Annotated in this window: 15 protein-coding genes and 3 pseudogenes; 1 reads left to right on the top strand and 17 read right to left on the bottom strand. The window is 37.3% G+C overall.

All coding sequences use genetic code 11. The features are described from left to right. Nucleotides 1-307: 307 nt before the first annotated feature. The 12 genes and pseudogenes from DV740_RS11950 to DV740_RS11890 all read right to left on the bottom strand — a co-directional run bounded on the left by DV740_RS11950 (nucleotide 308) and on the right by DV740_RS11890 (nucleotide 10,784). Nucleotides 308-1,054, bottom strand: coding sequence for a nucleoside phosphorylase (locus DV740_RS11950; RefSeq protein ID WP_118088167.1), 747 nt, complete (start codon nucleotides 1,052-1,054; stop codon nucleotides 308-310). Between the two features lie 26 nt (nucleotides 1,055-1,080). Beyond that, nucleotides 1,081-1,572: a GNAT family N-acetyltransferase gene (locus tag DV740_RS11945; protein WP_118088166.1), complete on the bottom strand. Its 492-nt coding sequence runs from the start codon at nucleotides 1,570-1,572 to the stop codon at nucleotides 1,081-1,083. 433 nt (nucleotides 1,573-2,005) lie between these two features. Next, nucleotides 2,006-2,102: pseudogene (locus DV740_RS15440) on the bottom strand (IS200/IS605 family transposase); the annotation flags it as partial. Nucleotides 2,103-2,276: 174 nt separating this feature from the next. Beyond that, nucleotides 2,277-3,890 (bottom strand): recombinase family protein, encoded by a 1,614-nt coding sequence (locus tag DV740_RS11935; protein ID WP_002303255.1) that lies wholly within the window; start codon nucleotides 3,888-3,890, stop codon nucleotides 2,277-2,279. A gap of 111 nt (nucleotides 3,891-4,001) precedes the next feature. Continuing rightward, complete coding sequence (locus DV740_RS11930; RefSeq protein ID WP_002303258.1) at nucleotides 4,002-4,211, bottom strand: hypothetical protein; 210 nt, start codon at nucleotides 4,209-4,211, stop codon at nucleotides 4,002-4,004. A 988-nt stretch (nucleotides 4,212-5,199) separates the two neighbouring features. Further along, nucleotides 5,200-6,414 carry an XRE family transcriptional regulator gene (locus DV740_RS11920; RefSeq protein WP_002303260.1) on the bottom strand — a complete coding sequence of 405 codons (1,215 nt, stop codon included), beginning with the start codon at nucleotides 6,412-6,414 and terminating at the stop codon, nucleotides 5,200-5,202. A gap of 127 nt (nucleotides 6,415-6,541) precedes the next feature. After that, nucleotides 6,542-7,012 carry a GyrI-like domain-containing protein gene (locus tag DV740_RS11915; protein WP_002303261.1) on the bottom strand — a complete coding sequence of 157 codons (471 nt, stop codon included), beginning with the start codon at nucleotides 7,010-7,012 and terminating at the stop codon, nucleotides 6,542-6,544. Then, a complete protein-coding gene (locus DV740_RS11910) occupies nucleotides 7,009-7,251 on the bottom strand; it encodes a DUF3781 domain-containing protein (protein ID WP_002303262.1) in 243 nt (80 codons plus the stop codon). Before DV740_RS11910 ends, DV740_RS11915 begins: the two co-directional genes overlap by 4 nt. Before the next feature lie 545 nt (nucleotides 7,252-7,796). Further along, nucleotides 7,797-8,327, bottom strand: a complete 531-nt coding sequence (locus tag DV740_RS11905) for a dihydrofolate reductase family protein (protein ID WP_002303421.1) — start codon at nucleotides 8,325-8,327, stop codon at nucleotides 7,797-7,799. 181 nt (nucleotides 8,328-8,508) lie between these two features. Next, complete coding sequence (locus DV740_RS11900) at nucleotides 8,509-9,165, bottom strand: hypothetical protein (protein ID WP_002303420.1); 657 nt, start codon at nucleotides 9,163-9,165, stop codon at nucleotides 8,509-8,511. Between the two features lie 104 nt (nucleotides 9,166-9,269). Further along, a pseudogene (dfrF, locus tag DV740_RS11895) lies at nucleotides 9,270-9,765 on the bottom strand (trimethoprim-resistant dihydrofolate reductase DfrF). 665 nt (nucleotides 9,766-10,430) lie between these two features. Continuing rightward, nucleotides 10,431-10,784 carry a hypothetical protein gene (locus DV740_RS11890; RefSeq protein ID WP_118056546.1) on the bottom strand — a complete coding sequence of 118 codons (354 nt, stop codon included), beginning with the start codon at nucleotides 10,782-10,784 and terminating at the stop codon, nucleotides 10,431-10,433. Between the two features lie 23 nt (nucleotides 10,785-10,807). On the opposite strand from DV740_RS11890, the pseudogene DV740_RS15365 reads away from it, so the two are divergent. Further along, nucleotides 10,808-11,194 (top strand): annotated as a pseudogene (locus tag DV740_RS15365) (plasmid mobilization protein); the annotation flags it as partial. On the opposite strand, the gene DV740_RS14820 reads toward DV740_RS15365, so the two are convergent. The 5 genes from DV740_RS14820 to DV740_RS11865 all read right to left on the bottom strand — a co-directional run bounded on the left by DV740_RS14820 (nucleotide 11,151) and on the right by DV740_RS11865 (nucleotide 17,771). Beyond that, nucleotides 11,151-11,978: a hypothetical protein gene (locus tag DV740_RS14820; protein WP_158561563.1), complete on the bottom strand. Its 828-nt coding sequence runs from the start codon at nucleotides 11,976-11,978 to the stop codon at nucleotides 11,151-11,153. The pseudogene DV740_RS15365 and the gene DV740_RS14820 sit on opposite strands and share 44 nt — an antisense overlap. A 181-nt stretch (nucleotides 11,979-12,159) precedes the next feature. Beyond that, a complete protein-coding gene (locus tag DV740_RS11880; protein ID WP_118088164.1) occupies nucleotides 12,160-13,587 on the bottom strand; it encodes a glycoside hydrolase family 1 protein in 1,428 nt (475 codons plus the stop codon). Between the two features lie 70 nt (nucleotides 13,588-13,657). Continuing rightward, nucleotides 13,658-15,544, bottom strand: a complete 1,887-nt coding sequence (locus tag DV740_RS11875) for a beta-glucoside-specific PTS transporter subunit IIABC (RefSeq protein WP_118088163.1) — start codon at nucleotides 15,542-15,544, stop codon at nucleotides 13,658-13,660. A gap of 123 nt (nucleotides 15,545-15,667) precedes the next feature. Further along, nucleotides 15,668-16,519 carry a PRD domain-containing protein gene (locus tag DV740_RS11870; RefSeq protein WP_117841278.1) on the bottom strand — a complete coding sequence of 284 codons (852 nt, stop codon included), beginning with the start codon at nucleotides 16,517-16,519 and terminating at the stop codon, nucleotides 15,668-15,670. A gap of 667 nt (nucleotides 16,520-17,186) precedes the next feature. Beyond that, nucleotides 17,187-17,771: a DUF6933 domain-containing protein gene (locus DV740_RS11865; protein WP_118088162.1), complete on the bottom strand. Its 585-nt coding sequence runs from the start codon at nucleotides 17,769-17,771 to the stop codon at nucleotides 17,187-17,189.

The raw sequence follows: 17,771 nt of genomic DNA, 5'->3' as shown, positions 1-17,771 counted from the left end.
AATTCTAGTAGTATCTAAAACCAATTATGACTTTTTGAACTTTTTCTCTAATTGTTTTTTTCAAATTTTAAATACAAAAAAGCCCACAAAAAAGCCAACACCCTAAGCATTGTCTCTTTTGTGAACTTCTAATTTTTTTCTTATTATAATATCTGCGCTCATTTCTTATAACTCACTCTCCCAAATATGATATAGATATTATGCGACTATTTTTTACAAATTGCAACCCTTTTATTGACAAATTGTCTGATTTTTCTATCTATAAATGATATTTTTACTACTGGATTTACCAATAAATATCAACATGTCAAATTCTCTTGGCAAGTTCAATTGCGATATATAATTTGTCCACGTCATGATTTGCTGCCACCAGTCCAGTTGCATCATAAATTGCCTGGTCCAGCACATCGCCTGTAACCAGAAAATTATATAAATCCCAACCATAAAAATCACAAACTGCCTGAACTCCAGCCAATTCCATCTCTACGGCAATACATCCTTCCTTTTTCCTTGCGTCAAGCTTCGCTTTCGTTTCCCGATATATTGCATCCGTTGTCCAGACTTTTCCTGTCACATTAGGAAATCCTAAATTATCAAATATGGATTTCACAATCTGATAATTTCTAATTTTTATATAATTTGATGGTTCTGCATAGTGATAACTCATTCCTTCTTCCCGGTAACTTTCTATTGGAATAACAAACTTTCCAGTTGTCTTGTCACTATCCAGCGAACCTGCTGAACCAAACATAATAAACCTGCTTGCACCCGTCAGCCAATTTGCATCTATCACATCACTCCCTGCCATTGCAGAACCTATATGGCTTAAGTATGCCGCAATTTTCATATTATCTATTTCAAAAACATATACCTTTGTAATTCCATTGCAGCAATTTATTGTACCAGCCTGCTCATGTGCATATGTTTTCAGCATATAGTCAAATATCTGCTCTGAAAAAACAATAATACACTTATCACACAACTGCTTTTTCTCCCCATAAAAATCCTCCGGTTTAATTATTGCCTCTGAATTATCAAATGCCTCTGTTATCATTTTCTGCCTCCTTAGGTCACTCTGCCTCATGATTTTTTACAAATTTTTGTATACTCAACTAAAGTCATTTTTTCGTTTATAACTGTTTCATTGCCTACTCTGACAAATCCACATTTTTCATATAAATAGCAATTTTTTTCTTCCTGCTTAATAGTATCTAACCGCCATTCTATTGTATCAGAAGAATACATTTCAAATAATTGTTCTATTACAGCACTTGCTATTCCTTTATTTTGAAATTGTGGAATAACAAAAATAGGGGAAATCCACTTTACATTTCTCCCATTATGCCATTTAACTCTTGCACCACCTACTCGCTTACCATTAAACAAAATAAAATAGAAATCCGAATTGTCTTCAACTATCTTCTGTGTTATTTTTTCAAGACTTTCTTTTGCCGGGCTTGTAATATCATCCCGATATTTTTCATATAACGCTATAAATGCTTCTACCTGCATTTTATGCAAACATTCTGCTTCTCCACTTGTTATGAGTTCCAATTCTATTACGTCATTCATTTTCTACCTCTCCTTCTTGTAAACCTATTTCCAACAGTTCTTTACAAATGCTCTTTCACCTACAAAACCTGCCACCGGCAGCTCCTTCCAGATGCCTGGTAGCATAAAAAAAATCGCACTAAACCCTCAAAGTCCAGTGCGATATTTCCAATCTAAGATATAAAATGTGTTAAATCATCTCTTATATTCTGGTTTTATGCACTAGACTAAAAGACCTACAAGCCATAAACTAATGCACTAACCTTGCATATTTATAGCTGTGTACGTCCGTAATACATGTACATATAACGTCTTGAATATAAGTTCTGATTCATGTGTATGTTCTCCTTTTTTTGTTGGTAAATATACCATTATTGGCAATTCATGTCAACAATAGGCAACAATATATTTTTAAATATTATTTCACCATACTCTGTTTTTCTTCCATGCATACTACTCTGCTGTATAGATATGACTTCTTGTATTTGGGGCACAAATACAATATAATACTTACAATTCCACTTTGTATGTGCCAAACTATTAACATTCATTTATGATAGTCTCCTTTGTCTTTAATATAGTTGGCAAACCTATACTTAGTATAACATTGGCGATTTTTTATTGTAAGTTAAAACGTTTGTTGGCACACCTGCACAGCTGATGATTCAATTATATCTTATACGAATAAACCGGTTTCCCTTAGTTAAAAATATTACTCTTGTTGATTACTCAACTCTTCCAATAAATCGGTAATATATCTCAATTTCCTGTATTCTTTCGTTATCCTCATTCGTTGTTGCTTCATGTATGAGGATTTTTTCTATCATGGCATTTAATAATGGTGCTGTCAGTTCCTTTGGTACGGAATATTCCTTGATTAACTCAATCCACTTTTCAGCACCTATCATATCCTGTTCCATTTTACTTAGTTCTTCTCTTAGGCTTGTTATCTGCTGTTCCAGTTCTATCTGTTCTTTTTGGTACTTGCTGGACAACATCACAAAATTTCGCTCTGTTATCTTCTCACAGGCTCTATCTTCATACATTTTCGCAAATAAACGGTCAATCTCATTTTGTCTGTTCTCGGCTTTCTTCAATGTACTTGCCTTTTTCTTCTTTTCCCGTATTCTCTCTGCATTGCCAGCTTTCTGTATCTTGTTCAATACCTTTTCTTCGTCCTGCTGTACTGCCTTAGCCCAATACTGCAAGCGTTCCAATACGGCTTGATACAGCACATCATAACGAATGTAGTGCATAGAACAATTACCTTTGCCAAACTGCCCGTAGTAACTGCAAGCATAATAACTGTAAGGCGTTTTATTTGTCTTATTCGTTCCAAATCTCATAGACCAACCACAATCCGCACACTTGACAAGCCCTGCAAAAATCGGCGTTGCCTTTTCCTTTGTCTGTCTGCGTCTTGATTTTATCTGCTCCTGCACACGATAGAACACTTCCTTGTCAATAATCGGCTCGTGAGTGTTTTCTACTCGAAACCATTCACTTTCGGGCTTACGCACTTTCTTTTTGCTCTTGAACGATACCGTAGACTGCATATTGTGAACACTGTTTCCGATATAAACCTCACTTTTCAATATCGCCTTGACATGAGCAATCGTCCACTCATAACGCTTACTTTCGGGTTTTCCCTCAAAGATATGTGCAAAAGTACCGTATCTTGTAAAATTTAGCCATGACGCTGTCGGAACTTTTTCTGCTCTTAACTGCTTTGTGATTTTTGCACTTCCGTAACCTTGATAGGCTAGGGAAAAGATTTTTTCAATAATCCATTTTGTTTCATCATCAACCAACAGTTTTCCTTTGATGTCAGGGTGTTTCTTATATCCTAACGGAGCATAAGCACCGTAATGAGCCCCCTCCGCAAACTTTGTCTTAAATGCTGATTTGACTTTACGGCTTGTATCTCTTGCCACCCATTCATTGATGATGTTCTTAAATGGTGCAATCTCACTTTCGCCTTTTTCGCTGTCTACACCGTCATCAATCGCTATGTAGCGGACATTATGACTAGGGAAATACAATTCTGTATATTGTCCTGTCATAATATAATTTCTGCCAAGACGGGAAAGGTCTTTCGTTACAACACAGTTGATTTTTCCTGCCTCTATATCCTCAATCATTCTTTGAAAACTCGGTCTGTCAAAATTTGTTCCCGACCAGCCGTCATCAATATATTCATCAATGACATTCAAATGATGTTCTTTTGCATATAAACGCAACATACTTCTCTGTGTGGTAATGCTGGAACTTTCGCCCTGTAATTCATCATCTCGGCTTAACCTAAGATAAAGTGCAGTATTGTAAATCTGTTGTTTCATTGTCAGTTATCCTCCTTTATAACTAACCCGTGTTTACAATACCTGCTTGCAAGTAAAGTATAACACGGGTACTTTTTGTCATTCAATCTATTTCTTACAACTGCACCGATTTTATGCGATTGTCTGCTTTGCTTTTTCCAGCATGACATCAGTTAGAAGTTCTTCCATTGTTTTGCCCTTTTCGGAAAAATGCTCTTTTACTACAATCTTTGTCTTTCCTCTGTTGCCAATGCCACACTTGCCATTTTTCTTTTGAATTGTTTTTACAGCATTATCAATAACACATACCCCCTTTCTGTAAAATCTTTCTAAGCAATTCAACGGTTTTTGTCATAGCCCACAGGAGTTCCACCTCTGCATAGTTCTTATGTAGCCGTACCCATTGCGTGCGACGCTCTTAATGCTCAAGCTGTGGCTGTACGGGAGTATCATTATCTGACAGTACAGGTCATGGCGATAAAAGAGGACAAATCTTTTACAAGAACACAAATAGGTTTTCGCTCGCTCTTGCAGGGGAAAGGTCGTGGCGTATTTGTTTCAACGGCTAGCTGTCTGTCAAACGTATTGAATAGCTTTATTCAGTTGTCAAAGAACGATTGAAAGAAAAAAATCGTCTTTCCTATATATCGCGTTGGAAAAGAGGAGAAACGTAACCAAAATCCAAAACTTTTTCCATTATTAGTACAAATGGAACGGTTCATTTTGGCAATCAACGGTTGATTTTCTCCTTTTTCACTACTATCTGTACAGCAAACGTCCATTTGCTAAGTTTAAATGGAAAAATTTTAACTTCTTTTCATGCACCATATAGGGATAGAAAATGTCATTTTGCTAAGTTGATGATGAAAAAAGAATATTTTCCTTTTCACACCCTAACTACCCAAACCATACCGTTACTGCCAACAATAGAATGAAATATTTTCTTTGCACCATATAGGGAACGGAAACCTTAAATTGTTAAGTTGAGAACAAAGTATTTTCATCTTTTCACATCAACACTCAACTGCTAATGCCTGTTTGAATACAAAATGATGATGTTTTTCCTCTTTTCACAGAAGACTGTCCACTAATCACGAATTTCCGTCATTTTTTCAAAACTTTTTTCTTCTTTCACTTCATATAGGGACAGCAAGCCCCGATTTAATGACCTATTTTCAAAAAAAGTTTAGATTTCCTTTTCTCGCACCATATCTGTACGCAAGTAGCCATTTTGTTGCAGATTTAATAAAAAATTTATTTTTCTTCTTTCACTTCACATAGGGAATGAAAACAGCTCTTTGCTGACTAAATCTGAAATTTTTCAATTACATTAAAAAATACCGTCATTCTCTTGTGGAACAGCGGTATCTATACGTTCTTCTATGGTTGATTTCTCTAATTGTAATAAATGTTTATGCTTGTCTTTTAGTTCTGCCTGCTCAATCATATCTTTCAGTATCGTTGTACGATTTTCTCTGTCTAATGCCTGTACCATTTTTATGGTTGGTGCGACTTGTCTTTGTAGCCAATGCAACGCTTTTTGTAAAGTGTAAGGCTCTGGCTTTGTGGTTAAGCGTATCGGCTCTCTGTTTTCCCCTACAAACCATGCCCAATCATCATTTGTTATCCATTGACTTTTTGGCTTGTCGTCCTCTCTGTCAACAAAGCGGACATAATGATTGATGATAGAAAAAGCGGTGCGTTCAGCGTCCCGATAGGTCAGTAAATCTACAACCGCATAATAGGCTCGTTCGTTCTTCATGCGTATTTCAAAACGGTTCTTAATCTCCGTATCTTCAATTTCTGTGCCATTCTTGACATACTGCTCATAATTTTTCTGATAAGCACACATATATAATTCGCTACTTGTTGAACCGAGATATAAGGTTTCTCCTGTATTCTTTGGTAAATCGCTACCGCATTTTTCTGTACCGCTGTAATCTTTCTGCATACGGAAGTAGGACATACATTCGCCAGCCTTGTATTTTTCCTTTAACTTTGGAATATCCAATATTCCTGCTTTATCATTGATAGCCAAATCAAGCCGTTTCATCACACCACCAGCCGTCATACAATCCAGCATGAAGTCATACCATGAGCGTTCCTGTGCCAGCAGATAACATTCCATTTGCCGACAGCCTTTGCCTTTCAGTTCCAATAAAACACCTAAATGCTCCTGCATGGAACACATGATATTGATGTCGCCAAGTACATATTTGCTTTCATATCCGTATTTTCCATAATCTTCATAAAGCATGTAATTAGATTTCAGTTGTAATACATCACGGATAATCGCCAATGCGTCCGTAGTAGGAAAGCGGACACGAAAGTAATCAATCAATAAGAATAGTGGTTCTTGCGGATTGAAACGCTCAATCTGTTTTTCTATGATTTCTCTTAATTCGTCATTCAATGGCTGTTTTCCTTTTTCAATGCGGTTGTAATATTCACGGCTGATACCACAGGCAACAGCAAGCCTTGTTTGTGTTACTCCGTATTCCTCACGCTTTTGTCTTAGTTCTTCAATAAAGTTTTTATCATTCATTCTTCAATTCCTCCAATCAAAAAAGGCAACTACCATAATTGATAATTGCCTGTCATTAAAAATCTGTATAGAAAAAGCAGTCAATCCTAAGACTAACTGCTTTGTGTGTATGGATATAAAATTGCTTCTAATCTTGAATAGGTATCCAAATTTCAATAACTGAATTATCACTATTCCAATGAAAACGATAATCGTATTTTTCAAAGTGTAGGATAATATCTTTTATAGGAATATACGATGTACTAGGAATAATTTCTTCATAAATCTTGCCATAAGTTTCATATATTTTATCCATAGCACCAATATGCTCCACAACCAAATATTTATAAGACGGTATTTCTTTATACAGAAAGCCCTCTGGGGTAATGGTTCTTTGGGGAATAGAACAGAAATAATAAAGTTTTCCATTTCTTCTTTCCATAAAAGCATATTTTACCCAATTTCCTGATTGTGAAAGATACGCTTTTTTCAAACTACTGTTAAACTTTCTCCAAAACTGTGTACTAATCTGAATATTCTTTTTTTGATAATTAGTCAGTTCTACTTCCTGCCCAATAACTGCAAATGCGTTTAATTCCTTTATAGAAAAATTTATCATTTTACCTTGTGAGCAGTGATAACGGTATAACTGTACGCATTTACCGTTATAATACAATTATCAATCGTTATATACCAGTTTTTTCCTTTTCTTGTGATTTCCGCATTAGAAAGGCTAATTTTTTCTTTGCACCATTCAATTACATTTTCTACATTCAAAGATAAGTTCTTTTTAATTCTAATAACGCCAAGTTCAGTTGTGTGAAGTCTTCCTAAGTTTTCCAGTAATTCATTTTCCATATTTTGATACCTCATTTTTCAGCAAATTTATTTGTATGTTTTATACCCCAATTATAACATTCTCATATCAGCACTACAATAAAAATAATTAAGCACCAATAATCTTATTGAACATCTCCAACCGTAAATCTTTCACACCATCAGTGATAAACACTGAGCTGACAGCAATTACGACAACTACCATAATTGCCTGCACTTAAATTTCTGCAAAAGAAAACGACAATCAATTTCTTATTTTTTGAAATCAACTGTCTTTCTCATATTTACTATTCAATTTTCATAGTGATATAGGTACAATTTATATCACTACTGTAAAAATGGGGTTTTGCCTTATAAATACAGCGTTTTCCGCTTGTTAGTGTATAGTGTTTCTTGTTTTTTTTGCCCCCCTTGTTAGATAACGGGGGCTTTGAACGGCTCGCAAGCTCGCCGAACCGCCGAAGCGAACCGCCCCCTTGCAAGCATGGCGGAAAAATCTTAAGGATTTTCCCGCCAACGTGGTCGGATCGCTCCGTCGGTTTAACAGCTTTTCTGTTTCTCTCTAGTTATCTACGCATATAAATCAAATCGGTTATTCCGTTATAAGTCTGTGTTTTACAAAGCCTTAACTTTATTTCCCTGTCTATGTTGCCCAAAAGACGAACCCCATTTCCTAACAGAGTAGGAATAACAGAAATGTAATATTTATCAATCATATTTTTGCTTACCAACTGCTGAACAAGATTTGCTCCGCCACAAATCCAAATATCCTTTCCTGCTTCTTGTTTTAGCCGTTCCAATAATAAAACAGGATTTTCACTTGTAAAATGAATTTGTTGGGAAGAATTGCACTCTTTATGTGTTAATACATAAGTTGTAAATTTATTATATACCCATTCTTGCGGAGAAAGTTCAGTAACAACCTGATGAGAAGTATTCCACCCCATTAAGACAGTATCTATATCTTTGGTAAATTCTGTATAAGTGTCGATGTTTTCATTGTCATTTCCATGACCATTTAGCCAAGCTACTCCACCATTACCGTCCGCAATATATCCGTCAAGGCTCATGGCAATAAATAAAACTACTTTTCTCATTTTTTCTCTTTTATAAATACAAACAGGAATTTATTTCTCTTTTTTACTCATAAGGGAACAACTGATTGCTACAAATAAACCCATTAAAATCCATGGAAATGCTGCTCTTATAAAATCACTAACCATACTTTATTCCTCCTTAAATTCCAATTTCCTTAGTTCTACAAACTGAAATTTTTGCCTATGAATGTATCTTGTTCTTTATACGCAAACAGGCTTCTGTGTGCATAATCCAATGTCTTGAAAACGGCATTTGAATTAGTCCACAAATATCTTTATTACACCAATAATCAATCAGCCAAATTGCTTTTTCATTGTCGTTTACTACATTCAACGATTCTAAGTATCCTTTTCTTTCTTTCGGTATTTTTCTTTTCAATTCATCATAAGATAACCGTTCAAGCATTTTCTCAGTGCTTTCCCATACTTCGAAAATATATAAATATAATTCTTCCAGATTAAGCTGTTTTGAAAAGTCTGCAATCTGCTGTTTCATGAGTTCATTTCCTGTTGTAATGATAGGTGAATTGATACGCTCTTGATAATTGCCTGCAAAAAATACTTGTTCATCTTCATTTATCACTGTATGCACAACTATATCTTCAATGCGGAAAATATGCCAAATAGAATAAGCAATCGTCTTACTATGATAACCATCAGCGTTTATGAAGGGGATTGAGTTAAAATCTTCTCTGCATAATTCTTCTTTGAAAGATACTAAGGTTTGTATTAACTGACTTCGTAAAGTAAGTAAAGTATCAATACCCCTCTTATAAGTATCTTTCTTTTTTATTTGTGCCTGCATTGTTTTATTAAGTTCAGACCATTCCTTATTCATATTCAATCCTCTCTCAAATTCTGATTTTATCGCCCCATACAAACTGGAATTTGTCTTACAACAATTTATATATGCATAAAAAGCAATATATTTATGAAAACACCCTAAATCCAAAATTTACTCAATTCATTTTTTCCTTACATAAAATGTTCTCGTATATTTCACTTCCTCACCAAGTGTTTCCCCTATCAAAACTTCAAAATCATTGATATCAAATTCTGGAAAGAATGTATCTCCATCTTCAATATTTAAATCTACTTCTGTGATATACATTTTATCTACTATTTGCAAAGCTTCCTTAAATAGTCCATATCCACCAGATATGTATACATCTCGTCCTTTAGCCAATAATAATGCATCTTCTAATGATTTAACTGAAACTAAATTATCTCCTTGATACTCTGTTGTGGTGGAAACAACAATATTCATTCTATTAGGCAACGGATGACCGATTTCTTCATAAGACTTTCGCCCCATAATAACCACATTACCCGTTGTTAACTCTCTAAATTGCTTTTGTTCTCCCTTTATTTTCCATGGTATATTACCATTCTTGCCTATAACATTATTCTTTGACCTCGCAACAATCAAACCTATCATCTATTTCATCCTCCATAATATGATGTCGTACCTGTGATTCCATCAAGTGCACCACATCTTAACAAACTCAAAATTATCTCGAACTAACCAGCTCGACAAATTCCTTTTTTGTCTTCATCTGCATTATATCATATTGTTATAAGCATTGCCATTTCTTTTCTGCTTTTGAAAAGTTACTTATCAGCCTATGTTTTGTAAAGGGTGATATTCAGCATTTCTCACGCAACAAGCCCTTGACAAACCATAGACTAATAAGTTTTAAGGTAATCAAGCAGAAATGAAATAGTCTGCTGTTTCACGGCAACAAAAAAGAGATACCAACACACTTATGTAGTATCTCTTAGTCTAGTAGCAATATTCTTTTGTTTGCAAGCAGGTAAACATGGGCTGTTTCTTAATATCTTTTTGTTTGGGAAACACCAGTCTCACTTTTACATAAGAGACTGGTTTAAAGTCTTAACATATACTCTAATACATCTACATTTTAAATTCTGCGAAATTACCACTATATCCTACTTTTGTAATTTTTCTTTTAAATTCATTTCTGCGTTCAACTGAATCATATTCTTCAAGATACCACCTACTCGCTCTCATTTTTTTCGATTTTCTAAGTCTATCACATATTTCCTTAACATATGGCATATCTACATCTGAATATGATAAACCTACTGAATATCTGCTTTTTCGATATCTTCAAAAAATTCTTTTTCATGAAATATATTTTGATTCGTATCGTTTATTAATCCCGTTTTAGCAATATGAATAGCATTTCTTATGTTTTCATCATTATAAAGTAAATTATGCTCTTTTAAATTTAATAATTTTTCCTCATATCCAATAATCAGTTTACTATAATCCTTGCCAATTGAAACCATATCCTTACGTTTTTGCTCTTCATAATTTATCTCTCTTATCCCATGTATATGACAGATATTATGTTTGCATACCCCATATATCCTTTCAAGCGTTTCAGAATAATCAAATATGGCTTGCGGGTGCTTAACTGTACCTGCTGTCACCCCACTATGAAAGGAGCTTTACCATGAGCAATCAACACAAACATCCAACTATAAGTTTTAGAATCAGCGATGCTGAACGCAAATAAATCGAAGCCCGCATTCTTGCCAGTGGCATGATGAAGAAAGATTACTTTGTCCGTTCCTGCATCTATAACCGCATCTGCGTTGTCGGCAAGAAAGAAACTATATATCCTCTTGTGCAGACTGTTAATGCATTATATCTGCAATTACTTGAAATACAGAAAGCATTTACTAATTGCTGTAATCAACAAAATTTAAGCAATCTTCCTACCAATGATGAAATTAAGGAACTACAGACCGACTATAACAATATGCTTACAGCTATCATTGATCTGCTTGATGGTGCTAAGTATCTTTGGGAAGGAGAACACCATGAAACAAAATCGCCGCATCTTCATCTTCTCCTGATATCAGCTCAGCAATACATTTATTCAGTATCGTTGCGATCTCAAGTCTTTCCTTTATCTTGCCCTCTCTGCTTATCAGCTGATACATTTCCTGATTCAGCTCCGTCATCGTCACGATAAACATAATGATCATGGAGATACCAACAGAAAACTCGATCAGCGACATTCCATACCAGAATGCCTGCACAGCTGCCGCCACTGCCGGAAGTACAACGCATGACAGCATAGAGAACAGGAGCTTCCGACTGACTCTCTTTTTGTACTGGAACAGAAGCGTAAGATCAATGAGCAAGCCTGCTGCCGGAAGAAGAATTGACATAATATATAACGATGCCCGATGATAACAATTATCCCCATCTATGTAATAATACCAGTGAGTAAACTGCGAGATCACCACAAAAGCAGCCCCTGCGGCAGCAATAACATATCCGGCTTTTACTCTTTTTAATGTTCTCCGCTCTTTCTTCGAAAACAGATAAACACACACATAAATGTGAAAACACAGCAGGAATACGTCACTTAAAAGGAATACGAGAAAACTCGAAATACAGACCATCACACTGCCCGGAACTCCGGGATATCCGCTGAAAATATGCGCCATGGCATCCATCAGCAATAACAGGGAAGCAAAACTCTCCATCAGGATAAGATACCGACGCTTTTCCCTGTCATAATTACTGCTCAGAAATATACGTAATGCAGCTATGGCACAAAATACACATCCCCATATAAGTATCGCTACCTGCAGTACTTTTTCATCCGGCATAAAAAACACTCATCACATTCGTCACTTACAATAAGTATTACACTTTACCGTGTAAAAGTCAACCTTCCCAAAAAATCCCGGAGTACATTGTCATACTCCAGGATTTTGTCGTCAACCGGATAAAAGCAACCGCATTCGTTACATAATTCTACACCAGATAACTGCTTCGCAACTGATTCAGTTAAAGCTCTTCCCCGCAGGATTCAATCACTTTTTTGTACCAGTAAAAAGAATCTTTGCGGATTCTGGAAAAGTCTCCGGTCCCGTCATCATTTTTATTTACATAGATAAGACCATAACGCTTCTTGAATTCTCCGGTGGAGGCACTGACAAGATCTGTACAGCCCCAGCAGGTGTAGCCGATCAGATCTACTCCGTCATGGATTGCTTCCTTCATCTGCTCTATATGGCGGCGCATATATTCAATACGGTAATCATCGTGAATCTTTCCATCCTCTGTCAGCTGATCCACCGCCCCAAGACCATTTTCCACGATCATGATTGGAATCTGATAGCGGTCATAGATCTGGTTCAGAACATAGCGAAGACCAGTTGCATCGATCTGCCAGCCCCAGTCGGAAGCTTTCAGATATGGATTTTTCAGATTGTCACTTCCATTTCCGGCCGTTTTCTCTCCGTCCTTTGTCACGCTGACACAGCTACTGGAATAATAGCTGATGGTGAAAAAGTCCACCGTACCCTTCTTGAGGATCTCTTTATCCTCCTGAAGAACCTCCAGCTGGATTCCGTGCTCCTCAAAGTATCTCGCTGCAAATCCCGGATAATATCCTCTTACATGAACATCACCGGCAATGGAATTGTGGATCTGCCCAAACTGCTGTGCATATAAGATATCATCCGGATGGCAGGTATATGGATAACCATTGTGATAAGCAAGCATACAGCCAAGCATAAACTCCGGATCGATCTCATGAGCCATGGAAACTGCAAGTGCACTTGCTACCAGCTGGTGATGCATTGCCTGATAACGGCTCTGCTCACATACATCCTTCGGGTCCAGCATTCCTGCACAGAATACCGCACCAAAGTCCTGCGTCAGCATATTGATCTCATTAAAAGTCAGCCAATATTTTACCTTACCTTTATATCTCTCAAATAAAACCTTTGCAAATCGAAGATAGAAATCGATCATCTTACGGCTTTTCCATCCGCCATACTCCAGAGAAAGATGAAGGGGATTCTCATAATGAGAGATCGTTATCAGCGGCTCAATGTTATATTTTCTCAACTCATCGATCACATTGTCGTAGAACTTAAGGCCTTCCTCATTTGGAGTTTCCTCATCCCCATTTGGGAACACTCTGGACCAAGAAATAGAAAAACGATATACCTTAAATCCCATCTCTGCAAAAAGAGCAATATCCTCTTTCCAGTGATGATAAAAATCAGTTGCCTGGTGATTGGGATAAAATTCTTCCGGTAACGGTGCCGGCGGTGTAAGACGACGTTCCTTATCCACACTTCCTCCTGTCAGGACATCTGCAATGGACGGGCCTCTGCCATCCTCATCCCAACCGCCTTCATACTGGTTTGCAGCAGTTGCTCCGCCCCAGAGAAATTTTTCCGGCATACGATTATAATTTTTCATTTTTTAATTTTCTCCTTTTTACAAACATCAGGCGGATCTGTTATCTCCGCCTGATGTTTCGTTGTTATTCTTATACAATAGTCAGAAATTTATCTCCTGCATTTACAGCTGCATCTTCTTTTTCCATACATACTGCTTTGATATAATCAGAAATATTGGTCACAACAACCGGTGTGATCAGATCATATCCTTCTTTCTTAATGGCATCCATATCGAATTCCACAAGAAGCTTTCCTTTTTTTACCTTATCTCCCTCAGAAACATGGGATTTAAAATATTTACCATTTAAATTTACAGTATCAAGTCCGATGTGGATCAGAATTTCTACTCCACTTTCTGTCACAAACATGATTCCATGTTTGCTCTCCATGATATTTGCCACCGTACCATCTGCCGGTGCATAAACCTTTCCTTCTGATGGAACGATCGCTGCTCCGTCACCTAAAACCTTATCAGCAAAAGTTTTATCCGGAACATCGGAAAGTGCTTTTACAGTTCCTGCTACCGGTGCACAAAGCTCGATCTTATCTACAAGCGGAGCGTTCTGCTGTGCCGGCTGTTTTTCTGTATCTGTGTTCTGTACTTCATCCTCTGTCTCAGCCTTTACATCCTCAAATCCGAAGATAAGTGTAAGAACAAAAGCAGCTACAAAAGATACCACGATCATAATGATTCCATAAATCAGATTGCTTAATCCCTTCTCGCCGATAAACGCCGGGATCGCCATGATACAATTCTGTGCAATGTAAAGAGAAACCTGAAGAAGTCCTCCTACGATACCACCGATTCCGGCTGCGATGGAAGCTGCTACAACCGGTCTTTTCAGTTTCAGTGTAACACCATACAGAGCAGGCTCTGTGATACCCATAAGAGCGGAAACACCGGCTGCACTTGCCAACTGTTTCATGTTGCTGTCCTTGGATCTTACAGCTACTGCAAGAGAAGCTCCGGACTGTGCAAGGTTAGAGCATACCTGAGATACAAAGATCAGTGTATCGGTACCACCGGTTGCAATGGCATTCAGTCCGATCGGTGTCAGCGCATGGTGCATACCGGTCATAACGATGAACGGGAAGGTTGCTGCAAGGATACCTACAATAATAAAACCAAGTTTTACGGACAGGAAGTTGATGGCTACCGCAAGTCCGTTACCAATAATTGTTCCGATCGGTCCAACTACGATCAGGGCGATTGGTGCACTGATCAGAATTACCAGTGTCGGGTGCAGGATCAGTTTTACCATTTTCGGTGTGATCTTATCAACCAGAATCTCAATATAATGTGTGATCCATACCATCAGGATAACCGGAATAACGGAATAAGAATAAGTTGCTTTTGTGATTGGCAGACCAAACAGTGTGATTGCCGCATCACCAGCTACCATAGTTACAAAGGTAGGGCTTAAGTAAACACCGGCAATAAACAGCGCCAGTGACTGGTTCACGCGGAAAACCTTGGCAGCATTTGCTGCGATCAGGAACGGCATGAAGTAGAAAGTAACATCTCCGATAAAACTGATCACCTGGTAGGTACTGCTTGTTTCTGATACCAGATGAAAAGTTGTCAGCAGGGTAAGTACAACTTTGATCATACCGGCTGCAGTCAGGGCAGGAATCATCGGAGTCATACATCCGGTGATGGCATCGATAACTTTTGAAACAACACTCTTTGAGCTGTCAGAGTTCGCTGCCGGTGCATCATCGGTAGGAACGCCTTTGTCTTCCAATGCCTTGTAAACAGCGTTTACTTCGTTTCCTGCGATAACCTGGAACTGATCTTCATGCCAGTTAACGCCGGAGATCTCAGAAAGCTTTAAGATCTCTTTCTCGTTGATCTTCGATCTGTCTTTCACATAGAAACGAAGCCTTGTCATGCAGTGGAACAGACGGGTGATATTATCTTTTCCGCCCAGCGCTGCAATCAGTGTGTCTGCAGTTTTTGCATAGTCCTTTTTCATTTGGGGACCTCCTTTAATAATAAATATTGAAATTTATATTAAAGGTCTTGCCTGAAAAGATACGCACATGCCACGTATTTCAGTAACAATCCATTAACACCTAATTTATAAAACAATCTCTTTTCACAGATTTTTCAGACGTTTATGGTCTTCTGTGATCTTCTGGATATGAATCGTCAGATACAGCATTTCGTCCTCAGTCATAGCGTATTTATATTCCTCTTCCATCATAAGATAGATCATTTTTACACAGCCGTAAGCTTCTCTGTACTGCTCCTTGATGATCTTGAAAAGCTCCTGATTCTCATCATAGTGAAGTTCTTTATGAAGGAATCTCTGGGCAAAATATTTCAGATGCGTGAGAAACCGCTGATAATACAGATTATCCTCCTGAAATTCCATATTGTCATAATACTTCTCCACGATGTCCAGGATCTGATGTACGATAATGGAAATCTGATAGCTGTCCGTCTTGCCGCCATCTTCCGCATTCACAAAATGCAATGCAAAAAATCCTGCTTCATCTGCAGAAAGATCTACCTCGAACATCTCATTTACCTTTTTCAGTAATTCCAAGCCGATCTCATATTCCTTATGATAAAGCTGCTTGATATCCAGAAGCAGCATATTCTGAAGACGGATCCCGTTTTCAAGTCTGGAGATTGCACCCATGATATGGTCGCTAAGGGAAAAATAAATACTGTCATTTAATTTCATCCCCTCTTTTTCCTTCACTTCATTTACAAAAGCTCCCACAAAATCCAGATATTTTTCCGGAATAGCAGTCAGATAACCCTGTATCTCCTTGCTGATCTGGGCATTTTCCGCAGTAAAGATCTTCTCGATCCTGGACTCCTCCACTTGCTGTCCTTTCTTTTTCTGAAAGGCAATTCCGCAGCCCTTTACAATAACTTCATGTCCCTGTCCATCCCTGGACAGTATCAGATTATTATTCAAAATCTTATAGATAACCATATTCCTGTTCCCCCGCTGCCAGACAAATAAAAAAAGGCCATTACAGTATATAGAAAACCTATTCCTATACTACTATAAGGTCTTGCCTGACGATAAATAAATATTTCAGTAACAATCCTTCTGATTCGTAACTATTTAATAACTGCATGTAATAGTATCAGAAAAAATATATGTTGTCTATCTGGAATATTTAATAAAATATTTATAATATTTTTGTGAACTTTGACAAAATCCTCTGATGATCCTGCCATACGGATGATATGTACCCTCTTTCTCCATTAAAAAAAGAGCCCCAAACATACCAAAAAATATGTTTAGGACTCTACCTATGACGGGATAATGAAGTTTACTAATTTCAGGATAATAGAGTTTGCTAATTTACAGTTTACTACTCAAACTCGCAGAGTCTGGTTTAATTCAGATTATTTCAATGCAGTTATCTATACTATTGTGTATTGATAAACTGCATCTTTTCCACACATTATTTTTCGTTTCACATATTTTTAGTACCAATCCAGTACCATTGCACTTTTTTATTATTGTGTGTAGTTCTGGTGGCTTGCAGGTTCGTTTACTATTCACAGAATAATTTTCTGCCGACTTGCTTGTCCACCTATGGAAATTATAATCTCCAGTCGATATTTCTGCAAGAAAAAGTTTTGTGGTACTAATGGTTAGTACCACGATTGTTTTCTATGTACTGAGCGAAATCAATTACCTTTGCCGGCTTTCTCTTCGCAACAATCCCTAATCGTTCCATGTCTAATTTAAAAAGTTCACTCGGATATCCATACGCATCAAATCCCTCTGGCTGGCAGATATCTCTGTTCAGATACTCACTAAGTTTCCATTGATACTTTGCTTCTTTCTCCAGCTTTTTACCAAAATACTGTGCATCCATTACCATTCTGTTAATGCCACCAACCGATTTCCTACCATGAGTTTTGGTTATAGTTGTATCGCCTGACATTTTAAAATACAGCCCTATCTGCTCCTCGGAATATCCCATTTCCTGCATCATGCCATGAATCACACGGATAATATACATTGCATAGTAATTCCAGTTTCTTGGTTCAATATCTGTCATTGCTATTGTATAACGATTACTGGCATTTACAATAAACAAGACATTTCTTCCTTTTATTTTCGTCAAATGTGTGTCCCAGCAGAACACAAGTGAAGCGCTTTTGCTTTCTTCAATCTTTGTTGTTTTTAGTCGATCTTGAACTGCTTTTGTTGCACCAATCTCCAT

Source organism: Roseburia sp. AF02-12, assembly GCF_003461765.1.
Lineage (GTDB): Bacteria > Bacillota > Clostridia > Lachnospirales > Lachnospiraceae > Roseburia_C > Roseburia_C amylophila.
Note: the sequence above shows the minus strand (reverse complement) of the source record. Positions and strands in the feature narration are given on the sequence as shown.

Bases quoted from the DNA above. Each gene is read 5' to 3' on its own strand.
- DV740_RS11950 (WP_118088167.1), bottom strand. From the start codon at position 1,054: ATGATAACAGAGGCATTTGATAATTCAGAGGCAATAATTAAACCGGAG.
- DV740_RS11945 (WP_118088166.1), bottom strand. From the start codon at position 1,572: ATGAATGACGTAATAGAATTGGAACTCATAACAAGTGGAGAAGCAGAA.
- DV740_RS11935 (WP_002303255.1), bottom strand. From the start codon at position 3,890: ATGAAACAACAGATTTACAATACTGCACTTTATCTTAGGTTAAGCCGA.
- DV740_RS11920 (WP_002303260.1), bottom strand. From the start codon at position 6,414: ATGAATGATAAAAACTTTATTGAAGAACTAAGACAAAAGCGTGAGGAA.
- DV740_RS11915 (WP_002303261.1), bottom strand. From the start codon at position 7,012: ATGATAAATTTTTCTATAAAGGAATTAAACGCATTTGCAGTTATTGGG.
- DV740_RS11910 (WP_002303262.1), bottom strand. From the start codon at position 7,251: ATGGAAAATGAATTACTGGAAAACTTAGGAAGACTTCACACAACTGAA.
- DV740_RS11905 (WP_002303421.1), bottom strand. From the start codon at position 8,327: ATGAGAAAAGTAGTTTTATTTATTGCCATGAGCCTTGACGGATATATT.
- DV740_RS11900 (WP_002303420.1), bottom strand. From the start codon at position 9,165: ATGAATAAGGAATGGTCTGAACTTAATAAAACAATGCAGGCACAAATA.
- DV740_RS14820 (WP_158561563.1), bottom strand. From the start codon at position 11,978: ATGCCGGATGAAAAAGTACTGCAGGTAGCGATACTTATATGGGGATGT.
- DV740_RS11880 (WP_118088164.1), bottom strand. From the start codon at position 13,587: ATGAAAAATTATAATCGTATGCCGGAAAAATTTCTCTGGGGCGGAGCA.
- DV740_RS11875 (WP_118088163.1), bottom strand. From the start codon at position 15,544: ATGAAAAAGGACTATGCAAAAACTGCAGACACACTGATTGCAGCGCTG.
- DV740_RS11870 (WP_117841278.1), bottom strand. From the start codon at position 16,519: ATGGTTATCTATAAGATTTTGAATAATAATCTGATACTGTCCAGGGAT.
- DV740_RS11865 (WP_118088162.1), bottom strand. From the start codon at position 17,771: ATGGAGATTGGTGCAACAAAAGCAGTTCAAGATCGACTAAAAACAACA.